The organism is Flavobacterium frigidum, assembly GCF_048286735.1.
Classification (GTDB): Bacteria; Bacteroidota; Bacteroidia; order Flavobacteriales; family Flavobacteriaceae; genus Flavobacterium.
Genome location: NZ_JBLVPU010000040.1, coordinates 1 through 4,783 on the forward strand (window position 1 = coordinate 1; position 4,783 = coordinate 4,783).

6 protein-coding genes are annotated in these 4,783 nt (G+C 33.4%); 1 reads left to right on the forward strand and 5 read right to left on the reverse strand.

All coding sequences use genetic code 11. From position 1 onward, the window contains the following. Positions 1-340: 340 nt before the first annotated feature. The 4 genes from ACNQGO_RS15240 to ACNQGO_RS15255 all read right to left on the reverse strand — a co-directional run bounded on the left by ACNQGO_RS15240 (position 341) and on the right by ACNQGO_RS15255 (position 2,200). Entirely contained in the window at positions 341-952 is a 612-nt protein-coding gene (locus tag ACNQGO_RS15240; protein ID WP_417985797.1) for a hypothetical protein, read from the reverse strand. A gap of 2 nt (positions 953-954) precedes the next feature. Further along, complete coding sequence (locus tag ACNQGO_RS15245) at positions 955-1,221, reverse strand: DUF2188 domain-containing protein (protein ID WP_417985798.1); 267 nt, start codon at positions 1,219-1,221, stop codon at positions 955-957. A gap of 465 nt (positions 1,222-1,686) precedes the next feature. After that, entirely contained in the window at positions 1,687-1,944 is a 258-nt protein-coding gene (locus ACNQGO_RS15250) for a Txe/YoeB family addiction module toxin (RefSeq protein ID WP_417985799.1), read from the reverse strand. A 1-nt stretch (position 1,945) separates the two neighbouring features. Further along, positions 1,946-2,200: a type II toxin-antitoxin system Phd/YefM family antitoxin gene (locus ACNQGO_RS15255; RefSeq protein WP_417985800.1), complete on the reverse strand. Its 255-nt coding sequence runs from the start codon at positions 2,198-2,200 to the stop codon at positions 1,946-1,948. A 161-nt stretch (positions 2,201-2,361) separates the two neighbouring features. Here ACNQGO_RS15255 and ACNQGO_RS15260 point away from each other — a divergent pair, with 161 nt between their 5' ends. After that, positions 2,362-3,741, forward strand: a complete 1,380-nt coding sequence (locus ACNQGO_RS15260; RefSeq protein ID WP_417985801.1) for an IS1182 family transposase — start codon at positions 2,362-2,364, stop codon at positions 3,739-3,741. Positions 3,742-4,127: 386 nt separating this feature from the next. Here the strand turns inward: ACNQGO_RS15260 and ACNQGO_RS15265 are convergent, their stop codons facing one another. After that, positions 4,128-4,634, reverse strand: coding sequence for a hypothetical protein (locus tag ACNQGO_RS15265; RefSeq protein WP_417971937.1), 507 nt, complete (start codon positions 4,632-4,634; stop codon positions 4,128-4,130). Positions 4,635-4,783: the final 149 nt, after the last annotated feature.

Here is a 4,783-nt window from a genome sequence, read left to right on the forward strand (position 1 = left end):
AATAAAAGCATTTAGATCTCAATTCAGAGGAGTTAGAAATATAGAATTCTTCCTTTTTAGACTAACTAATATTTATGCTTAATTTTTGCTTCCCCACAGGTTTTGGGATTGATCCGTAAGGGCACGTGTGCCTAATCCCGAAACTTCGGGAAAGGAAAACACGTAAAAACCATCTTGATTTTACTTCACAAAAAAAGAGGACACTTAATCCTCTTGAAATATACTCAAATAACTTTACGATAACTCCATAAGTGTTGACGGCATGTAATCGGTTCCGTTCAACACAGGTTTCATTGTTCGGCTTGCAGCCGCGACGAAACCTTATCTGTCAGGTGCAGTACTAACTTTTAAAGCTGGAAATCCAATCTTCTACAAATTTCATGTAATCTCCAATGGGCATTTCTTCAATATCATTTGCAGTATATGTAGCTGAAAGGTTCGTGTTCAAATCCGCATTAAATTGATTAAATGCAATCCAAATTTCTGTTGGTCCTGAAATAGTTCCTAATGTTTGATTTGAAATCCAATTTCTAACTTTTGTGATTAGCGTTTGTGGGTTATCATTATGATTTTCTATATCTTGACCAGCTATGTCAGAAATAACTTTTTGATAGTGAAATCTTTCTGTATCTAAAATAAGAGCTCGTTTAGTTTTTAAAGTAGCATTTCCATATTCTGCAGCGCCAATATCTAATCCTAATTCGTATGGCATATTAAATCTTGGAAGCTCATTTAAAGCCATTGGCTTGTTTCTGGAAATGTCATGAATACCATATTTTGAAGTTCGAATATGATTTTTAATTTGGTCAATTCTTATGTTGGATGAGGATATTGTTTGTGACAAAATAGGTTTTAAATCCAAATAACGAATTGTAAATATTAATGCTTTTAACAACGGTTTGTATTGGTTGTCGAATGGGCAATTAATAAATACATTTGTTTCAAAAGGCATAATTATTTTAAATATGAAATTGTATCCGCAATTTGACCAGATTCCGCATGAATTATAACTTCACCAATTTTACGAGATGCAGTTTCTTTAGCAAAATTTATGGCTTGATCTCTTGTGGGAAACGCTTTTAAAGCTCGAGTACTTCCTTCTGAAACAACCGACCACTTAGTTGACTCACTTGAAATTACATGAAAACGAACCAAACCTGATCGTGCACTTCTTGCAACTGTTGATCCTAGTTTTTTTGTATAAATTCTTTTCCTTTCCATAAAACAAATATATACTTTTTTTTAATTGTTTAACGAAATTTTCTCAATTTTCGTAAAGTATTGCTCCTAACGTCAGTCTGTGAAAAAACTTCCGTTTTATTATGCTCAAATATAGTAAAAAACTTGTATTAAAAGAAGATTTTTCGTATTTTTAAGCATACAACACATCATAGGTATTTCTCGTCAACAACTGTGTTTTTCAAGTTTAGAAGATACAATCAGTCCCGATAATCAGGTGCGATTTATAGATTCCTTTGTTGAGTATGTTTATCGCTCTAAACTGAATTTTGCAATAAAAACGCTCAAGACCAAAACCCCTCTTGTCATTCTCAAGTAAAACTTTACGATAAGTACATAGTTCCTGCCAGTGACCGGTTCCAGCTTGTCCGCCGTGGAGGATTCAACACGGGTTTCATTGTTCGTGCTGCGCATGCAACAAATCTCTAACTGTTAGCGCTAGTACCATTAGTCGTAATGATGTCTACATTTCAAAATTTGGATTTCATCATCGATAAACCTGTAAATTAATCTTTGTTCATCATCAATTCTTCTTGACCAAAATCCAGCATACTTGTGTTTCAATGGTTCTGGCTTTCCTATTCCTTCAAAAGGATTTCTTGAAATATCTTTAAGTAGATCATTTATTTTTTTAACTTTCTTCTTGTCAATTTTTTGCCAATATAAATAATCTTCCCAAGATTCATCAACAAATGCATATTTCATTCTATTCCTCAATTAAGTCTTTAGAAAATGACTTACCACTCTTAAATTTATCAATAGCAGAATCCAACCTTCTTTCGTTAGTTCTGTTTGATAATTCATAATTTGTTGCAATGAGTGCATTATATTCTTCAAGTGAAATAACAACAATCCCTGAATCTTTTCCACGATTTATAATTAGAGTTTCAAAGTTTATTGCTACTCTATCAAAGTAAGATTTAATATCTTTTCTGAAATCTGAAATATTAGTTACGACCATAATTATTATAATTTGTACAAATGTATGTACAATATTTTTATTTTGCGCAATATTCGTCAAATCATTACTCCTAGCATCAGTCTGTGAAAAAAATCTCGTTTTATTATGCTCAAATTTAGCAAAAAAATTACATTAAAAGAAGATTTTTCGTATTTATAAGGATGCAACACATCATAGGTATTTCACGTCAACAAGTGCGTTTTACAAGTTTAGAAGATACAATTGGTCCCGATAATCAGGTGCGATTTATAGATGCCTTTGTTGAGTCTATAGACCTCTCTAAGCTAGGTTTTGCAGTAAAAACGCTCAAGACCGAAGGTCGCCCGAGTTTCAATAGTAAAGTATTTCTAAAGATCTATTTATATGGGTATCTCAACGGAGTTAGAAGTGCTCGAGATCTAGAAAAGGAATGTTCGAGAAACATGGAAATGCAATGGCTTTTAGAAGCTATTGTTCCTAATTACCAAAGCATATCCGATTTTAGAAAAAACAATCCCATTGCTTTGAAAAAGCTATTCAAACTCTACGTTCTCTTTTTAAAAGATGCCGATTTGATAGGTTGCGAAACCATTGCTATCGATGGTACCAAAAGCCGAGCCCACAATAGCAAGAAAGCCAATTTCAATCAAAAGAAAATCGACAAACATGTAGATTATATTGAAGTAAAAACCCAAGAATACTTAAATGCTTTAGAAGAAAATGACGCCAAAGATAACCCAGCTAAAATCGAAAATATTCAACAAAAGTTAGACCGATTGAAAGGGAACAAATTGCGTTATGAGCAACTGGAAGAAAAACTAAAAGCCAGTGGCGAGCCTCAAATAAGTACTACCGATAGCGATGCCAGAGCCTTATTAGTGCAAGGACAAGTAGTTGAAATCTCATTCAATCTCCAAGCTGCAGTCGATGCCAAACACAATTTAGTGGTAGCCACGCACACCATCAACAAGAATGATCGCAGTGCCTTGTCAGCTATTGCCATAGAAGCCAAAGAGAATCTAGGTATAGAAACCTATACCGCACTGGTGGATAAAGGATATCACAATGGCAAACAAATAGAAATTTGCAAACAAGCCAACATCACTACCATTGTAGCACAGCCAGAACAAGGAAAGAGTAACGAAAACGGTACAACCAAGGATTATTTAGTAGCCCAATTTCAGTACAATCAAGACACCGATACCTATACCTGTCCGCAGGACGAAACACTAAAAACCACCGGCAGTTGGCATAAGAAAACTACCGATAGAGACAGCTATAATTTTAAAAAATACCGAACTCCAAAATGCAAAGCATGTCCGGTAAAACATTTATGTACCAGTAGAGCATCAGGCAGAGAAATCGATCGAAGCCAATATGCCGATGCCGTCGAAGAAAACAACAAACGCTATCATGAAAACCCACAACTCTACCGCAAGAGGCAAGAGATCAACGAGCACATTTTTGGCACCATTAAACGACAATGGGGTTACAATCATACCAATTTTAACGGGATTGGAAAAAGTAAATGGAGAACACAGCCTAATTATGCTGGTGTATAACATCAAACGCAGTATTAATATCTTGGGCGTTCCCGATCTGATTGAAAAACTCAAAAAATGGAACTCACCTTACAAGGCAAAAGTCTTACTTTTGCTAAAAACGAGGTATATAAAGCTGCAATTAGACTTCATTTTTTATCAATCTAAATTTGCAGCCTAAAAAAAGCGGCTTCTTAAAAGACCTTATTTGAATTGTAGTATAGTAAAATTTGAAGATTATATTAGAAAAAAGAGGTTTTTTCACAGCCTGACGTCTTGGTACTACAGCGGGTTTGGGATTAAAGATGCGGGTTTTTTCCATTACGCACAAATTTCGCAAGTACAAAACCATCTTTAAATTAAGCCTATTACCCAAATCTTTTGTAACGGCTGTTGTGCGATAGCCTTTATTTAAAGTCTACTTTTGGCGATTTATTTTCGCAATTCAAGTCGAAAATTAATTCTTCTTTTTTATCTTCTTTGCAACTTTTATTATATTTATTACTTACGATGCATATTTGTTGTTCAATGACTAATAATTGGTCAATTATAAATTGTGTTTTTTCTTTGTTTTTCAGTTTAGTATCAAATTCTAAATTAACTAAAGTGTGAGTTAGAGATATTGTTAATTCTGAATTTTTCTCTTTAATTAAGTTAATATTTGTTTGTGTTAAAACACTATTTTCACAAATAAGGTTTAGTTCTTTTGCGTGTAACTCCGCGTTTTTTAATTCCAATTTATCAATCTTTTTGGAATCCAGAAGTTGTTTGGTTAATTCTAAAGTTATTTCTGTTCGATACTTTAGTTTTTGTTTTAGTTCTGTCCAATTTTCATTAATTCGCAAACTATCTTGGCTAAATACATTCGGACCGAACATTAAACACAAAATAAAAATTGGAAGATATTTTTTCATATTATTCATATTCGTTCTCCTAAGGTTTCGCACAACGTCAGTTCGTCTAAAAACCTCCAAACAAACTGTATTTTGTTACTCATGGAGTAAATATATGTTATTTAAACTACATTTAAACTTCGTTCTATTAAAACTCGCTTTATGATTAT

Bases quoted from the DNA above. Each gene is read 5' to 3' on its own strand.
- ACNQGO_RS15255 (WP_417985800.1), bottom strand. From the start codon at position 2,200: ATGGTCGTAACTAATATTTCAGATTTCAGAAAAGATATTAAATCTTAC.
- ACNQGO_RS15265 (WP_417971937.1), bottom strand. From the start codon at position 4,634: ATGAAAAAATATCTTCCAATTTTTATTTTGTGTTTAATGTTCGGTCCG.
- ACNQGO_RS15250 (WP_417985799.1), bottom strand. From the start codon at position 1,944: ATGAAATATGCATTTGTTGATGAATCTTGGGAAGATTATTTATATTGG.
- ACNQGO_RS15245 (WP_417985798.1), bottom strand. From the start codon at position 1,221: ATGGAAAGGAAAAGAATTTATACAAAAAAACTAGGATCAACAGTTGCA.
- ACNQGO_RS15260 (WP_417985801.1), top strand. From the start codon at position 2,362: ATGCAACACATCATAGGTATTTCACGTCAACAAGTGCGTTTTACAAGT.
- ACNQGO_RS15240 (WP_417985797.1), bottom strand. From the start codon at position 952: ATGCCTTTTGAAACAAATGTATTTATTAATTGCCCATTCGACAACCAA.